This window comes from Delftia sp. S65, from assembly GCF_016516495.1.
GTDB classification, from domain to species: Bacteria; Pseudomonadota; Gammaproteobacteria; order Burkholderiales; family Burkholderiaceae_C; genus Comamonas; species Comamonas acidovorans.
Window position 1 is genome coordinate 25,569 of the sequence record NZ_JACVUR010000023.1, and the last position, 16,905, is coordinate 42,473.

The following is a 16,905-nucleotide window of genomic DNA, read 5'->3' on the forward strand; positions in this document are numbered from 1 at the left end:
TCAACAAAGATGGATCGCGCCTTGGCCTGAACTGCGCAAGGGCATATTGAATGCGCGTCTTCTGGCAGCTTGCGCTGCGTGCCTGGCCCCTGCGGCCTGGGCGGCGCCCTGCGTCAGTGGAACGGTGTACACCGCCGCTGGCGGACCCCAGGTTTGCACCGTACCTGCAGGCATCACGACCATGACCGTCACCCTCATCGGCGGTGGCGGCGGGGGCGTTCTCAGCTCATCCATGGTGGCAGGAGGAAACGCCGCCGTTGGCACAGGCAGCTTGGCGGTGACTCCTGCCAATAACCTGCTGATCAGCGTCGGTGGCGGAGGCGCCACGGGAGGGCCTGTCGGCGCAGGGGGCGGTGGAAGCAGCAGCATCATCGACACATCCGCCCTCACCGTTCTGGCCGTGGCGGGCGGCGGAGGCGGCGCCGGCCGCAACGACACCGCTGGAGTTTCCGGTGGCAATGCGGGAGTGGGCGTCGGAGGTGGCAACGGCAGCAACGGAACGATGGGCAACGCGGCACACCCCGGTGGCGCAGGCGGCACGGTGGCTGGCACGGGCGGGGCCGGTGGCATTGGCACCGATGGCACGGGAGGCGCTGGCGGCAGCACCAGCAGCAGGGACGGCAGCACGGCCACAGGCAATGACGGAGGCGGCAGCGGCAGCGGTGTGGGTCCTGCAGGACCAGGAGCCAGTGGCGCCAGCGCCGGCAGCATGGGGCCCGGTTTGGGCGGTGGCGGCGCTGGCGGCGGAGGAGCCGGCGGCTACAACGCCGGTGGCGGCGGCGGCGGCTACGGGGGTGGCGGCGGCGGCGGCGGGAACGCAGGCAACGCTGGCGACATAGGCGGCGCTGGCGGTGGAGGCAGCAGCTACGGCGCCGGAATCACATTCGCAGCAGCCACCAGCGGAGCCGGCATGGGCGGCGCAGGAAATTCGAATGGTGCGGACGGATCCGTTCTGATCACCTTCGCTCCCCCAATCGCGTCAGCCCAGGCCATCCCCACGCTTGGCGAATGGAGCTTGCTGCTGCTGTCGGGCCTTCTGGCCTTGGTCGGCGTAGCCAGAACGCGGCGCCAGCACTGAGCACAGGGGTGGGACGGATTTTTGAGGATCCGCCCCGAAAGGAATGATCACAGCGCGTGCGCGCTGTGATTGCTTCAATGCCTTTCAGCCTGGTAGTAGTTTTTCCCGCCGCCCAAGCACGGCATGGGCGTCAGCATCACGGCTGCACTGCTATGGCAAAAGCCCAGTACCGTTCTGGCCGGTTGGACGAGTTGGCCGGCTGCATCCACCCCGCTCCAATGGAGGTCTTCCCATGGAATGCCTGTTTGCAGCACGAACAAGATGCCGTTGAGGGCGGCTTCATCGCTGAGTGCGAGCTTGCGCGCAGCACCTTTGGCGGAAGGCACGAAGGCTGGGATCAGGGGTTGCAGCTATCGCCACAGTTCGTTGCTTACGGGTCGTCGTGCCATGAGGGCAGCGAGCACAACCGCTGAGCAGCCATCTGGTGAAGTGGGGTTAGCCACTCTTAGAGGAGCTGCAGAAAAAAATCACATCCCTAGCCGCAAGCTAATCTAATCCCAAGCTGACAATATGAATCATTTAATCCTGCGGCACTTTCAGGAATTGACGAGCTTGGGATAAAACCATAAATCACACTCTGACCTAAAAATTTATTAGTTGATTTCCTATAATCAAGCATCTAACCAAGAAATTGAAAGTTATTTAAATCCCTGGATATTACCAGCCATGCAGCACCGAATGATTGGACATCGGCTGCGTGTCCTGCAGCCTTTGCTGCCATGTCCCCATACGCTGCGCGGCAGTCTTCATATACGGCATTTACGGCAGTGGCGTACGCAAGGACGAATGCGGGGGCAGCGCTGACAAGTCTGCGGGCGGCATCTGCAGATTGCTCGCGCAGGCCGTTAGAGACAGCGCGCGTCCAGCTCGACGCGCTCCCACTGCGGCGCCTGTTTCTGCTGCTTGCTCATCCGCCCGAAGCTGGCAGGCTTGGGGCGACCGCCACAGCACCAGGCCGCCCACTCCAAATAACTACCAAGTTTCAGTGATATACACAAAATACACAAATTTCTACAATTTGCAACGAATTCGGCCATCGAACATGGGTTCGGTATAGAGCGCTGCAGGGAGCGAGCCGTTCGCTAAAAAGGAACCAACATGTCATCCGGGAATTTCCGCACATGGGCACTGGGCAGCGCCGTGGCTCTTGTGGCCTTTGCTGGCTCCGCCAGCGCACAGTTGCTCAACGTATCCACATCACATACCAATGTCTCGTGTTACGGAGGAAACAATGGCACAGCCACGGCCCACAGCATCCAGAACGGTGTTGCGCCCTTCTCCTACTCATGGGCACCCACTGGAGGCACAAACGCTACCGCCTCAGGGCTCATGGCTGGCACTTACACCGTCGAAGTTACTGACTCGAACAACTTACAGGGAACTGCGTCTGTCACAGTTGGACAACCTGTAGCAGCCCTATCAGGCACAAAGTCGCAGATCAATCCCACTGGAGGCAACAACGGTAGCGCAGCAGTTGTCGCGAGCGGGGGGACTCCTGGCTACACCTACGTCTGGATCCCCTCCGGGGGCACAGCGGCAACCGCGACAGGACTAGCTCCCGGTCAATATTGGGTGACCATCACAGACGCCAACGCCTGCCAAACCGCGCTGAGCTACATGCTTGCGGCCGCTGCCCCCTCAGTGCAATCAGTAAGCGTTCCTCCCAACGGAACCTATAGTGCTGGACAAAACCTGCAGTTCAATGTGACCTACAGCGCTCCCGTCGCCGTCACAGCTGGCGGCCCACCGTCAATTCCTTTGACGATTGGTTCAACTGTCCGGCAAGCGAACTTCGTAGGTGGCAGCAACACCTCCACCCTGACTTTCATATACACCGTGCAGCCAGGTGACTTTGATGCAAATGGAGTGGCGTTAGGGACAGCCATCAATCTCAATGGGAGCACGATGACGAGCGGAGGCACCAACGTTGTACTGAATTTGGCAAACGTAGCCGCCACGACCGGCGTACTGGTGAATGGACAGCAAACCCAGAGCATCACGTTCACAAACCCCGGCGACCAAACTTTCGGCACAACGCCAACACTGACCGCGACGGCCAGTTCCAGCCTGCCCGTGGCCTTCAGTGCAACCACAACTGCCGTGTGCACGGTCACCTCGGGCGGCACGCTGACTTTTGTGAACACAGGCTCTTGCACCGTCGATGCGAACCAAAGTGGTAACGCAAGCTATCTGCCTGCATCGCAGGTGTCTCAAACCTTCATGGTGAATGCAGCAGCACCCGGAGCCCCCACCATCGGCAACGTCACTGCAGCCGACGGGCAGGCTACGGTGACCTTCACTGCACCTGCATCTAACGGCGGCACCCCCATCACAGGCTATACCGTGACCGCGACCCCCGTGGCCGTGCCCGGTGCGCCTGGTGTGATCACTCAGCAAGGAACGACATCCCCCATCGTCGTGGCTGGCCTGAGCAATGGCTTCACCTACAACTTCATGGTCGTGGCATCCAATGGGACAACCGGTGCAGCCTCTGCAAGCACACAAGCCACGCCGCGCAAGCTGCAACTGTTGAGCGCGCCCGGCAGTGTGCCTGGCATGACAGGCATACCGTCTGCCACGATGTCCGGCGGCGGCACCACCTGCACGCTGCAACCTGGCGGCGGCTTCGGACCTGTGACCTCCACCCCTCCGAACCTCCAAGCGCCCAGCGGTCAATTCGCTTTCAGCGCCGAAAACTGCACCGGATCTGTGACGATGACTCTCACCTATCCCAGCGCTCTCCCCGAAGGCGTGCAGTTCCGCAAGCCCGATGGAGCCGGCGGATGGTTCGACCCTGCGACCGCGTTGAACGTGATCGTGAACGGTGCGCGCACCACGGTGACCTACACCATCACCGACAACGGCCCGGGTGATACCAACCCTGCCTTGGGCGTGATCGCAGACCCACTCGTGCCCGTGCTGGCAGCAGCTCCAGCCGGCGGCGCTGCAGCCATTCCTACGCTCAGCGAGTGGGGTGTCATTCTGATGTCTGCCCTGATGGCGATGTTCGGCCTGCGTCGCATACGCCGCCAGCGTTGATGCAGCCCTGACCTAAAAACAAGGCCCGCAACTGCGGGCCTTTTCTTCGTCTGCGTGTCTACAGGCGGCGCGCGGCGATCTGCAGGCGCTCGGCCAGCGTGGGCTTTGCAGCCAAGCGCTCTGCCGTTCCCAGAACACCATCGCGGCCCGTTACCGCCCGCGCTATCAGTGCTGTGCCCAGCGCACCACTCACGACACGGCCCATGCCACTTTCCGTGCGCCGGGCGTGGCGCAAAGCCAATAGGCCAGCACCGAGCACCAGCCAGTGCTCTCCCGTGAATCCCTTGCGAGAGTCATCCCACTTGCGCAGGTCCTGGATCTTTTCTGAAATCGCCATTCATTGCTCCTGTTTCTTCAGAGCTTGCATGGTGCCCCGCCAGCGGGTTGCAGGCTGTCGGTCCCTGAGCAAGATTCCGGTGGCGAGAGTCCTACGGGCGCGTTGTGGGGGCCAGCCCCTGTAGTCCAGCTCAATGCGCTCCCACTGGGGGGCTTGCTTCTGTTCCTTGCTCATCCTGCCGAACGTGGCAGGCTTGGGGCGGCACCGTCATCTCTGCGAGGCGGCTCGTCGGAGGCTGTCGCACAATGCGCCCGATCGTCTGGTAGCCTGTATGTGAACGGGGCGATATGCGCCTCCTAAAAAGGACCTGCATGCTTTCCAGAATTTGCACAGCTGCATTTGTCGCCTGCCTCACGGTCGTGCAAGTGCCAGCGATGGCTCAGGCGGATGTTCCCTCTACTGCGGTGAACTTCAAGAAAGGCACGTCGAGCGCCACCGTCCAGGGCAAGCTCCAAGGCAACAAGGTGGAGACGCGCGACTACGTGGTCCGCGCGGGCGCCGGGCAGACGATGACCGTGCAGATGGAGACAAAATCCACCTCGACCTACTTCAACGTGCTCCCACCTGGCAGCGATGAAGCGCTGTTCCGCGGCGAAATGGCAGACGGGCCCACTTGGACCGGCGCCTTGCCCGCCAGCGGTGACTACCGTGTGCGAGTCTTCCTCAATCGTGCGGCCGCCCGGAAGGGCAAGTCGTCCGCGTACACGCTCAAAATTTCAGTCGTGAATTGAAGTGACGCCGCGCCCTCAGACAGCGCGGGCGCAGCACTATCTGCGTATGAAAAACCTTCCTCGCATTGCACTGGCGACTCTGCTCGCTCTGCCGATTGCCTCCTTTGCCCAGTCGAGCGTGCAGGTAGGGTTCTCACCCGAAGGTTCCGCCCACAAGTTGGTGCTGGACACAATCGCCAGCGCCAAGACAAGCATTCAGGTGCTGGCCTACGCCTTCCAGGCTCCTGACATTGCACAGGCACTTGTGGCTGTTCATCAGCGCGGCGTGGACGTGCGCGCAAAGCGTTCAAGGCTGGCGCGCGAGCGGCCGGCTACAGCCATGCCCGGCTGCATGACCTGCGGCACAGCACAGCCAGCGAGATGATCAACGCCGGCGTGGATCTGTACACCATGGGCGGCGTGCTGGTGCACAAGTCTGCAGTGAGCACGAAGCGGTCCAGCCATCTGGCGACGAAGACGCTGAAAAGTGCTGTTGCGTTGGTTGGCAAAAAACCCCGCACAACGGCCAAGAAAAAAGCGGCCTGAACGCCACTCTTGCTACTTCTTCGATAGCAAAGAAAAAAGGCCCCGTATTGCTACGGGGCCTTGTGTTCTTTGGTGGGTCCTGGGAGATTCGAACTCTCGACCAACGGATTAAAAGTCCGATATATCGAAATAGGCATAAGAGAAAATACCTTTCGTATCAATCACTTGCAACGATAGCCACTCATCTGGTGTTTTCGAAATCATGCCTTTTTCACACTATTTCACCCTATTTCACCCTATTTCACCCTATTTCACCCTATTTCACCCTATTTTTGGCAGGTTTTGGTCATAGCACACCGCCTGCCTGAACCCTCCACTATCAGCGCATCGCCGGTGTCAGAAATCTCCACTTTGGTCTAACCCAGCAGGGCATAGATCATGGCTTGCGGCGGGGGACCAGTTGAATGGGCTCCGTGCCATGCTCACGCCGCGGCGAGATCCAGTAGACCCACAGCCCCCGGGCCCACGCGCCAGCATAGATGATCGACACGGCGAAGATGCCCCACTGCTCGGCCTGCCAGCTGGCATAAAACCAGAACGGCTGCCCCAGCATTCCGAAAACCGGCGCCCATTTGCGCCAGCTCTTTCCCCGGGCTTGGGAGAGCCAAGCTGCCAGGGACCCCAGCAGGGCAATTGCGATCTGATCGAACGTCATTTCTACATATTATGTGAAACCAGAAACCTATTCAGGTCCATTTTTACCCTAAAAAATAAAAGCCTTTCGGCACGCTGCTTACACATTAAATAATCATTAGCCTATTTGACTACAGCAGAAAATTAGGAAAAGGAGCATCGTTAGACCTCAGGAGCCGATCTTGGCTTTTGATAACCAAGGAGCTCTTCATGGCCGTTTTCCAAAATACCCCTGGCAACAACCAGCAACAAGGCAACAAGCCGCAACCCTCGCCCGAGCAGCAAAAAAAGCGGTCTGAGCAAGAACAGGCTCAGCAATAAATCTGCTGGATAAAAAATCTAAAGGGCCAACAGGCCCTTTTTTCTTCAGCGAGCAGGTAAGCCGCATTGAAAGTCACCGCATGAACACCGGAGACAAGGCACTTATATGAAATTCGATGACTGGGCAAAAGCTCTACCAGATGAGATACGCACAACCCTAACCGTTTCGGAAGCATGGAATGCAGGGGCCTTATCTATGCTGGAGACATTAATAAAGCTGGGCTATATCGGCGAAGGATACGCGGAGAAAGCTAGAAACGACGTGAAGGATCTTCTAGGAGGTCTGACCTGCAGGGCCGAGTGGGTAGATGAAGCATGGCTCCAGTGTTCGCCCGTATCGCGCTCTGGGCAAACCCTGGGCATGGACCGGACGGCTGAACATTAAACCGGCCGCTGCCGCACCTCTGCGCGCCAAGGAGTCAGCCCCTTGGGTTGCAATGACTTGCCCTCAGCTGCAGCGATATGAAGATAGTTGCTCCCCGTCAACGCCCGAGCCTCCTGTGACAGCCGCTCACGAACATCAACAGATTCAGCACGCAACATGTTAATGACCAGCTTGTTCACTTTGAACTCACGACAACAGGGACACACAAAATGCGTCCACTTGGCATAGTTTTCCAAGTAGGCTGTACTGGTCAGGCTGCACAGAGGACAGGGAGCTTGGATGGAATTTTTCATGTTTTCTACTCCAAAAAAGTGCAGAGCATGTGGTTGACGTTGTGAGCTACTGCCGGTTTTGATGACACCTTGCTAAGGTGGAAGATGAAACCGGCAGCAGCCCAGACCTCTATTCCTCAATTGGGGATAAAACGAAAGCCGCGCTATTTTTACGATAGCGCGGCTTCCGCGTTTTTGTTGTTGGGTCCTTCGAGATTTTAACTCGCGACCAACAGATTAAAAATCCGTTTCGCTGAAATAGACAAAAAAGAAAACACATTTTTAATCATCCACGCTTCTGGTGTTTTCGAAATCATTCCTCTTTCACCCTATTTCTGCATACTTTGGACAGTTTTCGGTCATGGCTCAGATCCTTTCTGATTCATCAGACATCCGCTTCAGGTAGGCACGACGACAATGGCTATGAATTGGCGACAACGATTCATGCCCCCGGCCTTCGCCAAAATTGTCAGATGATGGTCATCCTGTCAAATACTTGGCGGACACCCGGGCTTCCCCAGGCAGAATGAACTACGAGATCACGCTCCGTCCAACTACGGACGGTCCCTGTTAACGTCACATCGCCACCCGTGACATCAACAACAATCGTTTTCGTATCAGAAGTCGCACGACGCTTGATGGCATCCTCGATTTCTGACTTTACGACGATGGCTGAAGCCCTGGGTTTGATGGAAATTTGGTTGCTCACACCGCGCACTCCCGGCAAGAGGCGCACTCTGTCGGCAGCATCGCTACGCTGATAGTTCCAAACCACTTCCCCAGACAAGGTAATCCAACCATCTTCTACAAGGACCTGAACGGTGTCGATAGGAACCGAATTCGTCCAGCTAAGCACGTTTCGCGCGGATGCCGCGATATCGGTATCAGTCCTCTTTCCCATTTGCGACAACTTGACAGTCATGTCGATCGCCAAGGCTCTAACACCTACCACACGTTGCACGGCCCTTTCAGCTCCCCATTTTTCCAAATAGCTACTGACCTCTCCAGCCAAAGTGACAACTCCATCCTTGACCTCTACACCAATCTGGGATGCGTGCACAGAAGGCTCCCACTTCAACTCCGCCATTACATCTTGCTGTAATTGTGTGTCAGTTTTCATGGTAATTCCTAGATGATTCAACAATCAGAATAATATGTCCAACCTAAAATCATGTCTGTGCGCCAGCACACACTTGAAATATTTCCAGAGAAATTTCTGCATCAAGGGTGTTAGGGTTAAAAAACCACTGTACGTTCGCGTACAGACAGAGCTACTTGATAAGTATAAAAGCGATAAAACGTACACCAAACATCCAACACCCGATGTGGTACGTTTTGGAGAACCTCATCATGAAAAATCAACATTCACACCATTTTCTTGCCGTTCTGGCATTAGCCGCTGTCTTAGCTTCTGCTGCAACAGCAAGGGCACAAATTGCAGGATCAACTACCACAATGGATGTTAAGACCTCCCAAACCACCAGCGCCGCCCTGGGATGGAGCGCAAAGAAATCACTGATAGGGAAGTTTATATTTAACGACACTGGGGGAAAAGTTGGCAGAGTAGATGATCTTATTATTTCACCTGACAAGAACGTGACTTATGCCATCGTGAGTGCAGGAGGGTTTGTCGGAATAGGACAGCATGATGTGGCCATTCCAATCCGTGAAATTAATGAAATATCAGGAAAACTGATTATCATGGGGGCTACAAAACAAAGTCTGAAGGACATGCCAGCATTCACCTACACCAACGAGGCAATGGTTCGCGAGCAGTTCTTAGCAAATGCCGGAAAGGAGATATCCAAAGGGAAGGCAGCGGTATCAGAACTTGAGAAGAAATATGACTTGGCAAGCTCCGATGCCAAAGTAAATATTCAGATGCACATTAATAGAATGCATACCGAGATTAAATCCGCAGATGAGAAAATGAATGAAATGCGTCACTCTGGCGTAAAAAAATGGAGAGATTTTGAGGCGGGCGTAGTTGCGGCGATCGATCGAATAAAAAAATCCATGGCATTATCCGAAGGCTGATAAAGCTTAATGGAAATTTATTCCACACTAGAGAAGCCATGAAAATAATCACTACATCCCACACGACAACACGCTGCCGCATACTGCTTGGCGCTCCTCGCGTTGACGAAAAGATGCCTATGAAGTCATTCCACTATCGAACGCATCCTGAGCGCCATGAACCGCTCACGTAGGTTGGCTGCGCGCTGCAGTGCTGGGCACCAACGACGGCATCATCTCGATGGCGAGCCTTGTCGTGTTCTGGCAGGTCGCCTCTACGGGAACACGCGCGGCGCCAACGGCCAGAGCAACGCCCACCACGAGAACCTTAAGCGGATCCACATCAGCGAGAGCGAGTTCAAAGCCCGGGTTCAGCGCGGAGAGGATGCTGATGGAGTGTTGGCAGATGTGCCGCTGGCCAGGGCTCAGGGCGCAGCGAAGGCTCTGGACAAGAAGATCTCGGACCTTCGAAAGTTCCGACAAACGCTACAGACCGCAGATGTCCCGGACAAACGCGAACAGGTAAACACCGTGAGAGTTTCCTGATGATTTCCTGATAACCGGAAGCACAGGGAGTGCCTTGCGCCCTCTTCTAATGTCCTTCGACGCCATGAAACGCTACTACATATAGGTAATTATTGTTACGCAAACGGTTTTACCGCGCAAATCAGAGTAGTGTGAAAAGTCAGTCATCTTTGACCAACGATCCAAACCGGAGGTTCACATGAAATTAAGAAAAAAATCTGATTCAATCATCCACATCGAAAGTTTTTCGCTACCTGATGTTGATAGCCATTCCGTATCAAGAGATGATTACTCCCACACTCCTGATCCACCGCACAAAATAATGCGCAGCTGGTGGAATACAGCATCTCTGGTCGCTCTTAAATCTGCCATATTGCGCGAACGACAGATATGCCCGCCCGCTCTAAATGGCTTGCGCACTGGAGGCCAATATGTTCTTACTCCCTCGTACCCCTTTTGAAAAATTCTGGGATTCTATAAAAACCGTATTTTCTCCCAAAGCTCACCTAGATCCCATGGAAACCACTGAGCAAGATTACCCCTTGTCTAAAGAAGATATATTAATATACGAAGAAGAGCTTCAAAACAATCTCAACACCCCGTCGTACAGCCAAGCATCTTCTCAGCATGAACACATCAATAGGCACAATGCACATATAGAGGGACGCGAGGATAAATATCACAGACCGATATAATGATAATCGTAGAAAAGCCCGCTTAATGCGGGCTCTTCTTCATCCATCTGAACCACTCTGTTTTTATAATCTCTCCCCTAAACCTCTTCATAGAGGCCTTTTTGGGATCGCACTTCCCCGCAAGGCTGTTACGTACAGCTCGCAAAAGCAGCCGTGATCATCTACCAGGGAACAAGCGTAACCAGAAGAGCAACAATTACCACAGCGATGCCGATGTAGAGTGTCCTGCGCGTAGAAAACCTGTTACGAGAAGAGGATGTGGGCACTTGGCCAGGGGATTTTTTACTAGGTGTGGTCATTAACACAGCATGAGCTTCTGTACTGGTGAGCGCTGTAAGACAAATGCAATTCAACATCTAGGCCCATTAGCCATTTCACATCTATCACAAGCATTGTGGTTATTGCATGCACCAGAAAAGGGATTTTTTTGGCAACATGTCATTTATACGACAAAACGGCGAGAGTCTGAGTGTTTTAAACGCAGACGAGCCTATGCCGTAAACCTGCTAAGGCTCGCGCGAATGCGATTTTGGGTGGACACATCCCAAGGATCGTCTACCTCTATCACTAGCATATGATATGGGGACTCACAGCGTGCGGCTAGACTTGCGATCGCAGGCGCTTCATATACAGAAATTCCAAGCATCTCGCCACGGCGTGCCAGCAGCACCATGCTTGCATGCCAAACGTGCAATGCCCCTAGCTCGGGCTCACTTATTCTTTGATCCATAACATTTTCTCCCGAATTTCAAATTAAGGAACGCCTCTGGAGGAAACGAAATTGCCAATGAGCAGTTTCATTGGGCGCCTATCTTTGTTCCTTTGGAAGCTGTATTACATCCGCGTACACATATCGAGAAGCATGAGCGCAGCGCGTGCAGCACTCTGTCTTGGTACCTTCTCGCGCAGCCAAGCCTGCCTGCGGCCTGGAGATACCGCAAGGTCCGGAAGCAGCGTCTTATAAGAACGGCCAACAGTTAAGCAACGACCGGCCCATACACCACTCAAAGGGGTGCGCGCCAAGTCTAGGGCTCCCCAAGCCCCTGGATGCGAGACTGCCAGGGGTCTTTTTCCTTCATAACAGCCCCCGAGATGGATCGTTTGCAAAGACCGCGAGCAGTTCCTGACATTTCCTGAGGGCATGGATGCGGGGCGCGAGACGCGCCCTCTCGCGACGGGCTTCGCTGCCCTGATCCGCTTCTACATATAGGTAATTGTTGTTACCCAAACGGTTTTCCGCTGGAAATCAGAGTAGTGTGAAAAAAGTTGGTCATTTTCGGTCAACACACAGGACCGGAGGTCCACATGAAAGTCAAAGACACAAAAGGTTCATTTAGCCGATCAAATAAATATTCTTTTCCAGATGTTGATAGTCATGCTGTATCTAACGATGACTATTTCCGGACGCCTGACCCACCACGCAAGAAAAAAATCAGCGATTGGGACACAGAATTTACTATAAATTTGGATTCTGCTGAACTGCGGGACACACCTCCTCCCTACCTCAACGGAAGATAATTGGAGTTTAATATGCTTTCACAACCTAGCACCCCATGGGAAGTCTTTTGGGATTCCGTCAAGAGTATCTTTTCTCCAGGAGTTCAGATAGAAGCACTTGATAGCAAAAGAAAGAATGACCCTTTATCCAGAGAGGAACGAAGGATTTATGAAGAAGAAAAGCAAATAAATCGAGATGCTTAGCTAGGCAAACCTTCGTCAACCAAATTAAAGCCACTCCACAGTGGCTTTTTTCCGTGCGTGAGCACAGCGCGTCAAGTGCGCTGTCCTGATCTCTCCTTCTTCAAAAAGCCAGCCACAGAGCTGGCTTTCTGTGTTCTGGACCAGCATGAGCCAAGTCACTCCCCCCGCATTGCGCCCTCAGGCAAGTTGGACTACCGGCTCAGACGATTCCGGATTCCATCGGCCAGGTGCGCGCCAATCGGGAGAAGTCCCTGTTCTCGCACATGTGGAACTTTGCTCGGGAACAGGGCCTCACGAAGGCCTCCAACCCCTGCGCAGGCATGCGAGGCTTCCGGGAGGATGGGCGGGATGTCGTAGTCGGCGACGACCTGATGGCTCGGCTGTTGGAGAAGGCCGCAGTATCCCTGCGGTTCGCTGTCCACTTGGCGCTCCTCACTGGCCAGCGCCCGGCCGACGTGCTTCGCATGAGCACCGACCACATCGCCGGCGGCATGCTCCACGTCCGCCAGGGCAAGACAGCCAAGCTGCGCATCGAGGTAACAGGCGCACTTCAGGAGCTGCTGGCCAAGATCCAAGCGTACAAAGCCCAGGTCAAAGCAGACACCGCGCAGCTGCTTGTGAACGAGGCGGGTCAGCCGCTGACAAAGAACATGCTCCGCGACCGCTTCGACGCCGCTCGGGATGCCGCCGGCATTCCCAAGGCGCAATTCCAGTTTCGGGACCTGCGCGCCACGGCCGCCACCACTGTGGATGACGACGGCGGGATACGCCATGCCCAGGCGCTGCTGGGGCATACAACGGAGGGCATGACAGCGCAGTACATCCGCCACAAGGTGGGCGCATTGCGGAACACGCCCAGAATTGCGGAACACGGGCCGCAAATCTCTGCTCCGTTTGCTACATCTTCGATAGCAAAGAAAAAGGCCCCGTATTGCTACGGGGCCTTGTGTTCTTTGGTGGGTCCTGCGAGATTCGAACTCGCGACCAACGGATTAAAAGTCCGCTGCTCTACCGACTGAGCTAAAGACCCGAACCACGCTTTGCATGCATCAGATGCTGCTTAGCGAAGACATAGATTCTAGCACCAAAATTTACGCTTCAATTCTTGATGCGACTCAGTTGATCGATGACCCAACCTGCGGCGCACTGGCCGAAGGTGGCGGTGACAGCCACTACCGAGCCGTAGCCGTGGCAGTTGAGCGTGCCGTCGCCTTCAATGGCGCAAGAGGCATCGGGCGGGGCGACGGCCTCGCGGCTGAAGACGCAGGCGATGCCGATGCGCTTGCCTTCCTTGGGTGCGCCGTGCTCGCGGCGCAGGCGGTAGCGCAGTTGTGCCAGCAGCGGGTCGTGCGTGGTGGCGCTGAGGTCGTCGATATCGACCTTGTGAGCCAGGCGCTTGCCGCCCGCTGCACCCACGGAGATGAAGCATTGCCGTGTGGCGCGCGCATGGGCTGCCATGGCGGTCTTGGCCTTGACCTGGTCGCAGGCGTCGATGACGGCGTCGGCGCCCGGGGGCAGCAGGCGCAGCCAGTTGTCCGGGTCAACGAAGTCGTCGATGCAGTGCACGCGGCAGGCGGGGTTGATCTGGGCGATGCGCTCGCGCATGGCTTCGATCTTGGCCTGGCCCACGGTGGTGGTGAGTGCATGGATCTGGCGGTTGATGTTGGACTCGGCGACATGGTCCATGTCGATGAGGGTGAGCTCGCCCACGCCGCTGCGCGCCAGCGCCTCGGCGGTCCAGGAGCCCACGCCGCCGATGCCCACCACGACGACGTGCGCGGCGCGGATGCGCGCGGCGCCCGGCACGCCATACAGGCGCTCCAGGCCGCCGAAGCGGCGCTGCAGGTCGGCATCAGAAAAAACAGCGCCTGCTTCAGGCGCTGTCTTGTCTTCTTCCGGAAGGGATGAAGAGACCGTGTCGTTCATCACTTGAGGCTGGCGAGACGGTTCTTGGCCGCAGCCGTGGCTTCGGCGTTGGGATAGGCCTTGATGAGGTCTTCCAACGTCTTGCGCGCGCCCTTGGTGTCCTTCATCTCGATCTGGCAGTTGGCGATGGACAGTGCCGCCTCCGGCGCCCGGCCGTGCATGGGGGCTGCTGCCAGCAGCGCGCGGAAGTTGGTGATCGCGTCCTTGTAGTTGCGATTGGCGTACTGCGCGTTGCCCAGCCAAAAGCGTGCCGAGGGCACGTAGCCGCTCTTGGGCCACTGGTTCAGGAAGGACGAGAACGCCGTGCCGGCTTCGGCAAAGCTGCCTGCGCGGAACTGCGCCAGCGCGGCTTCGAAGTCGCGCTTCTCTGTCGGGTCGGCTGCGAATTCCTGGCCGTCCACCGTCACCGTGACGGGCTCGAACTGGCGCAGGCGCTCGTCCACGCCCTTGGCGATGTCGCGCTGGCCGCGCTGCAGCTCGGCCACATCGCGCAGCAGCTGCTCGTTCTGGCCGCGCAGCTTGGCTTGCTCGGACTTGAGCTGCTCGATCTGCGACTGCAGTTCGAGCAGGCCACGGCGCGTTTGCGAGCTTTCCTCGGTCATGCGCTGCTGCGACTGCTGCATGCTGTCGACGCGCTGGCGCATTTCCAGGATGGCGCGGCGCGCCTCGTCATCGCCGAACAGTGCGGCATGGCCGCTGGCGGCGTAGCCGGCCATCAGGCCGGCCGCCAGCAGCGTACGCAGCGCGGTGCGATGCAGGATCGGGGAGCGCTGCATGTTCATCAACGGTAGGACAGTTCAGCGCGGCGGTTTTGCGCGTAGGCGTCTTCGGAATGGCCTTCGGAGGCAGGCTTTTCCTTGCCGTAGCTCACGGCTTCCATTTGCGCATCGCTGACGCCCAGCAGGCCCAGCGAGCGGCGCACGGCTTCGGCGCGCTTTTGGCCCAGGGCCAGGTTGTATTCGCGGCCGCCGCGCTCGTCGGTGTGGCCTTCGATCTGGACCTTGCGAGCGGAAGATGCCTTCAGGAAGCGTGCGTGGGCTTCGATCTGAGGCTGGGCGTCGGCCTTGACGACGTAGCTGTCGAAGTCGAAGTAGACGACGCGGCTGACGCCCTGGGGACCTGCCTTGTCGGCAGCCGAGCCGGTCAGGTCCACGCCCGAGATGCCGCTTTGCGAGGTGCTGCCGGTGCCGGCGCCGCTGCCCTGGCCCGTGCTGGTGGCGCCCGCGTCGGTGACCGGGGTTTCGTCAAGCTTGACGCCCGAGCTGCAACCTGCCATGAGTGCGGTGACTGCAAGTGCCAGGGAAAGTCGTTTGATGGTGATCATGAAAAATCTCCGTATGTCCGGGTGGACTTCGTGCTGAGTTGACTGGTTGACTGAAAAGAAATCGGGGAAGCCGGCTGTCACTGGCGCTGGAACGGACCCCAGTCGGGCTCGCGGATGTCACCGCCCTGCCCTGCCAGCCGCGCCTTGATCTTGCCGTCGAGCGTGGTGGTCATCAGGGACTCGCGGCCCTGCTGCAGGGTGGCGTAGACGATCAGGCGGCTGTTCGGGGCGAAGCTGGGGCTTTCGTCGGCCGTGGTGTCGGTGATGGCATTCACTGTGCCGGTGCCCAGGTCCATGACGTGGAGCTTGAAGCCGCCGCCCACGCGCGAGACGTAGGCAAGCCACTTTCCATCGGGGCTGACGCTGGGCGAGATGTTGTAGTTGCCGGTGAAGGTGACGCGTTCCGCACTGCCGCCCGAGGCCGGCACCTTGTAGATCTGCGGGGCGCCGCCACGGTCGCTGACGAAGTAGATGGAGCGGCCATCGCTGGAAAAGTTCGGCTCGGTGTCGATGCCGCTGCTTTGCATCAGTCGGCGCGGCTCGCCGCCCTGGGCGCTGATCAGGTACAGCTGCGAGCCGCCGTCGCGGCTGAGCGTGACGGCCAGGGAGCTGCCGTCAGGCGACCAGGCAGGTGCGCTGTTGGAGCCACGGAAGTTGGCAACGAGGCGGCGGCGGCCACTGGCCACATCGTGCACATAGACCACGGGCTTGCGCGACTCGAAGGACACGTAGGCCAGCTGGGTGCCGGTGGGCGACCAGGCAGGCGAGATGATGGGTTCGGGGCTCGACAGGGCCGACTGGGCGTTCTCGCCATCGGCATCGGCCACCCACAGGCGGTAGTTGCTGCCTGCCTTGGTCACATAGGCGATGCGCGTGGAGAACACGCCCTTCTCGCCCGTGAGTTTTTCGTAGATGTAGTCGGAGATGCGGTGGGCCACCAGGCGCAGGTCGCCGGTGGTGACGGCAAAGCCCTGGCCGCCCAGGTCCTGGCCCTTGACCACGTCCCAGAGGCGAAAGCGCACGTCGTAGCGGCCATCGGCCAGGCGCGTGATGCTGCCCACGGCCAGCGAGTCAGCGCTCTTTTGGCGCCACATGGCAACGTCGGGGCGCGAGGTTTCGTCCAGTTGGACGCCGGCCGTGTCCACGGCGCGGAACTGACCGCTGCGCTCCAGGTCAGCCTGGATGATGGCCGAGATCTTCTGGGGCGCCTGCCCTTCTCCCTTGAATGCTGCAATGGCGATGGGCAACTGGGTCAGGCCCACGCCCGTCACTTCGACGCGGAACTGGGCCAGCGCGGGAATTGCGGGGGTTGAGGCGAGAGCGGCCAGCAGGGTTCGGCGCGAAGTGCGCGGCACGGCCGCCAGGGAGGAGGGAGAAAGGAGTCGGTCAATAGTCAT

16 protein-coding genes, 1 tRNA gene and 4 pseudogenes are annotated in these 16,905 nt (G+C 57.6%); 11 read left to right on the forward strand and 10 right to left on the reverse strand.

Annotated features, from left to right (window positions below; translation table 11 throughout):
• Positions 1-181: 181 nt before the first annotated feature.
• Positions 182-1,078 carry an IPTL-CTERM sorting domain-containing protein gene (locus IAE24_RS30600; RefSeq protein ID WP_267908925.1) on the forward strand — a complete coding sequence of 299 codons (897 nt, stop codon included), beginning with the start codon at positions 182-184 and terminating at the stop codon, positions 1,076-1,078.
• A gap of 221 nt (positions 1,079-1,299) precedes the next feature.
• Here the strand turns inward: IAE24_RS30600 and IAE24_RS18175 are convergent.
• A pseudogene (locus tag IAE24_RS18175) lies at positions 1,300-1,428 on the reverse strand (transposase); the annotation flags it as partial.
• Positions 1,429-2,176: 748 nt separating this feature from the next.
• Between IAE24_RS18175 and IAE24_RS30725 the strand changes: the two are divergent.
• A pseudogene (locus tag IAE24_RS30725) lies at positions 2,177-2,590 on the forward strand (hypothetical protein); the annotation flags it as partial.
• A 60-nt stretch (positions 2,591-2,650) separates the two neighbouring features.
• Positions 2,651-4,117: an IPTL-CTERM sorting domain-containing protein gene (locus IAE24_RS30670; RefSeq protein WP_325100547.1), complete on the forward strand. Its 1,467-nt coding sequence runs from the start codon at positions 2,651-2,653 to the stop codon at positions 4,115-4,117.
• Between the two features lie 58 nt (positions 4,118-4,175).
• Here IAE24_RS30670 and IAE24_RS18185 read toward each other — a convergent pair whose 3' ends face one another.
• A complete protein-coding gene (locus tag IAE24_RS18185; protein WP_034392940.1) occupies positions 4,176-4,454 on the reverse strand; it encodes a hypothetical protein in 279 nt (92 codons plus the stop codon).
• A 311-nt stretch (positions 4,455-4,765) separates the two neighbouring features.
• Here IAE24_RS18185 and IAE24_RS18190 point away from each other — a divergent pair, with 311 nt between their 5' ends.
• The 3 genes from IAE24_RS18190 to IAE24_RS18195 are packed head-to-tail and all read left to right on the forward strand — an operon-like array spanning position 4,766 to position 5,710.
• The gene (locus tag IAE24_RS18190) at positions 4,766-5,185 is read left to right on the forward strand and encodes a hypothetical protein (protein WP_199960797.1); all 420 of its coding nucleotides are present in this window, start codon (positions 4,766-4,768) and stop codon (positions 5,183-5,185) included.
• A gap of 46 nt (positions 5,186-5,231) precedes the next feature.
• Entirely contained in the window at positions 5,232-5,549 is a 318-nt protein-coding gene (locus tag IAE24_RS30675) for a phospholipase D-like domain-containing protein (protein WP_311317738.1), read from the forward strand.
• A complete protein-coding gene (locus IAE24_RS18195; protein WP_311317741.1) occupies positions 5,513-5,710 on the forward strand; it encodes a hypothetical protein in 198 nt (65 codons plus the stop codon). Before IAE24_RS30675 ends, IAE24_RS18195 begins: the two co-directional genes overlap by 37 nt.
• A gap of 376 nt (positions 5,711-6,086) precedes the next feature.
• Here IAE24_RS18195 and IAE24_RS18200 read toward each other — a convergent pair whose 3' ends face one another.
• On the reverse strand, positions 6,087-6,365 hold the full coding sequence (locus IAE24_RS18200; protein ID WP_071955545.1) for a hypothetical protein: 279 nt from the start codon (positions 6,363-6,365) through the stop codon (positions 6,087-6,089).
• A gap of 405 nt (positions 6,366-6,770) precedes the next feature.
• Here IAE24_RS18200 and IAE24_RS30295 point away from each other — a divergent pair, with 405 nt between their 5' ends.
• The gene (locus tag IAE24_RS30295; protein WP_199960795.1) at positions 6,771-7,049 is read left to right on the forward strand and encodes a hypothetical protein; all 279 of its coding nucleotides are present in this window, start codon (positions 6,771-6,773) and stop codon (positions 7,047-7,049) included.
• On the opposite strand, the gene IAE24_RS18205 is transcribed toward IAE24_RS30295, so the two are convergent.
• Both IAE24_RS18205 and IAE24_RS18210 read right to left on the reverse strand, forming a co-directional pair.
• On the reverse strand, positions 7,046-7,342 hold the full coding sequence (locus IAE24_RS18205; protein ID WP_225614168.1) for a hypothetical protein: 297 nt from the start codon (positions 7,340-7,342) through the stop codon (positions 7,046-7,048). The two genes, IAE24_RS30295 and IAE24_RS18205, sit on opposite strands and share 4 nt — an antisense overlap.
• A 448-nt stretch (positions 7,343-7,790) precedes the next feature.
• Positions 7,791-8,441, reverse strand: a complete 651-nt coding sequence (locus IAE24_RS18210; RefSeq protein WP_013802689.1) for a BON domain-containing protein — start codon at positions 8,439-8,441, stop codon at positions 7,791-7,793.
• A 230-nt stretch (positions 8,442-8,671) separates the two neighbouring features.
• On the opposite strand from IAE24_RS18210, the gene IAE24_RS18215 reads away from it, so the two are divergent.
• The 4 genes and pseudogenes from IAE24_RS18215 to IAE24_RS30730 form a co-directional block, all read left to right on the forward strand.
• Complete coding sequence (locus IAE24_RS18215) at positions 8,672-9,358, forward strand: PRC-barrel domain-containing protein (RefSeq protein ID WP_199960794.1); 687 nt, start codon at positions 8,672-8,674, stop codon at positions 9,356-9,358.
• A 119-nt stretch (positions 9,359-9,477) separates the two neighbouring features.
• Positions 9,478-9,596: pseudogene (locus IAE24_RS30300) on the forward strand (VIT1/CCC1 transporter family protein); the annotation flags it as partial.
• A 2,266-nt stretch (positions 9,597-11,862) separates the two neighbouring features.
• The gene (locus IAE24_RS18225; RefSeq protein ID WP_199960792.1) at positions 11,863-12,075 is read left to right on the forward strand and encodes a hypothetical protein; all 213 of its coding nucleotides are present in this window, start codon (positions 11,863-11,865) and stop codon (positions 12,073-12,075) included.
• Positions 12,076-12,629: 554 nt separating this feature from the next.
• Positions 12,630-13,031, forward strand: a pseudogene (locus IAE24_RS30730) (tyrosine-type recombinase/integrase); the annotation flags it as partial.
• A 181-nt stretch (positions 13,032-13,212) separates the two neighbouring features.
• Here IAE24_RS30730 and IAE24_RS18235 read toward each other — a convergent pair.
• From IAE24_RS18235 to tolB, 5 genes are all read right to left on the reverse strand, one after another.
• Positions 13,213-13,288: transfer RNA gene (locus IAE24_RS18235), tRNA-Lys, on the reverse strand.
• Positions 13,289-13,356: 68 nt separating this feature from the next.
• Positions 13,357-14,184 carry a tRNA threonylcarbamoyladenosine dehydratase gene (locus IAE24_RS18240; RefSeq protein ID WP_198820807.1) on the reverse strand — a complete coding sequence of 276 codons (828 nt, stop codon included), beginning with the start codon at positions 14,182-14,184 and terminating at the stop codon, positions 13,357-13,359.
• Complete coding sequence (gene ybgF / locus IAE24_RS18245; RefSeq protein WP_199960790.1) at positions 14,184-14,966, reverse strand: tol-pal system protein YbgF; 783 nt, start codon at positions 14,964-14,966, stop codon at positions 14,184-14,186. Before ybgF ends, IAE24_RS18240 begins: the two co-directional genes overlap by 1 nt.
• Positions 14,966-15,508 (reverse strand): peptidoglycan-associated lipoprotein Pal, encoded by a 543-nt coding sequence (pal, locus tag IAE24_RS18250; protein WP_013802696.1) that lies wholly within the window; start codon positions 15,506-15,508, stop codon positions 14,966-14,968. The genes ybgF and pal overlap by 1 nt, the downstream gene beginning before the upstream one ends.
• A gap of 77 nt (positions 15,509-15,585) precedes the next feature.
• On the reverse strand, positions 15,586-16,905 hold the full coding sequence (gene tolB, locus IAE24_RS18255; RefSeq protein ID WP_199960788.1) for a Tol-Pal system beta propeller repeat protein TolB: 1,320 nt from the start codon (positions 16,903-16,905) through the stop codon (positions 15,586-15,588).